Annotated in this window: 2 pseudogenes; one reads left to right on the top strand and one right to left on the bottom strand. The window is 30.0% G+C overall.

Going from position 1 to position 1,448, the window contains the following annotated elements:
• Window positions 1-410 (bottom strand): annotated as a pseudogene (locus ACFQY0_RS21085) (hypothetical protein); the annotation flags it as partial.
• Between the two features lie 747 nt (window positions 411-1,157).
• Here ACFQY0_RS21085 and ACFQY0_RS21080 point away from each other — a divergent pair.
• A pseudogene (locus ACFQY0_RS21080) lies at window positions 1,158-1,448 on the top strand (replication initiation protein); the annotation flags it as partial.

The following is a 1,448-nucleotide window of genomic DNA, read 5'->3' as shown; positions in this document are numbered from 1 at the left end:
CCTGCAACGGCTCCAATTGCTCCTGCAGCTGCAGAGCCTAATACTTTAATAGTCTTAGTATATGCAGAAGATAAATAAAGTGTTGCAGATCCATCTTTATGTCCTACCCACTGTGTTTTACCTGCTCTAAGTTTATCTTGAGCTTTGTAATATTCAATCTCTTCTTGAGTGAATATATCTGTTAGTTTATATCCTTCTGCTTCTAAGGCATCGAATAACTGCTGGTTTGTAAATACTTTAATACTCTCAATCTCTTTAAAGTTCTCTCCAGTTACATCTTCATCTGATATTGTGATACTTTCTGAAACATCATCTACTTCTGAGGCATTCGCATACAACATAGGAACAACTGAAAAACTCGTTACCATTGTTCCAACAACAAGATTTTTCAAAACTTTTCCTTTGTACATTTCAAATATCCTTTCGAAAAAAATGAGTTACTTTATTATTTTTTTAGACTAATTCTTTTATTTTTAAACATTTATGATCTTTTGAAAGTAATTAAAGATTGCTATTTTATATAGCTACTTAAAGGGGCATGTAAGCGCTTGATTTCGAACGAAAATAACTTTTTGTTATAAATACACCTAAAATCATTTAAAGTCTCTTAAATTGGCTTAGAATAGCTTCTAACGGCTTTTTAAGTATCTCTAATACCTACAGAAATGATTTTAAGGTATCTCTCATGCATTTAAATCTTTTTCCTGATGAAATACACGTTTAAAACTTAAAGTTTCTCAAACACGCTTAAAACTGTTTTTAAAGCGATTAATCTTAAAGCAGCTTTTTAAAACTAAATCTACTTGAAAATTAATTGTTAAATCAGATCACAAAATGACTTATTTTCTACTACGATTTTCTTAAATTTTAGGTGTGCAATTTTATGTGTTTTCTCTTGCGCGCGCATACGCGCGTTGTTTAAATATTATTTAATTAATATTTAATACATATTTAGAAACGCTGTAACCCTTGATATGACTGTCTTTTTTGGACGTTATGAGAACAAAATGTCGGTTTATGAGAACAAAATGTCGGTTTATGAGAACAAAATGTCGGTTTATGAGAACAAAATGTCGGTTTATGAGAACGTTGTTGAAATTATTGTTCTTATAAGGATTTTCTGTTATTATAAGAACGTATTTAGAAAGGGTGTTCTTATGAAAGAAAATGTTCTTAAAAAAATAACTCGATTTAATAATGAAGTGAATACTATTCCGATGCGTGATTGGAGTACAGAAGAGATGAATTTCTTTTTTTCTGTACTTACTAGAATGCGTGATGAAGGTACTAGTAGTATTGTTATGGATAAATATGAATTGGCAGAATTAGCACGTTACACAATTGAACACAATAAACGCTATCACGATACTATAGAAAGCTTAACTAAAAAGCTGCAAGATATGACATATTTTAAAAAAACTAGTAATTCTTTTGTAATGATGCCTTTA

Origin of the sequence: Haloferula chungangensis, from assembly GCF_042664875.1 — a bacterium.
Taxonomy (GTDB): domain Bacteria; phylum Verrucomicrobiota; class Verrucomicrobiia; order Verrucomicrobiales; family Akkermansiaceae; genus Haloferula; species Haloferula chungangensis.
This window is presented reverse-complemented; position numbering and strand designations above follow the sequence as displayed.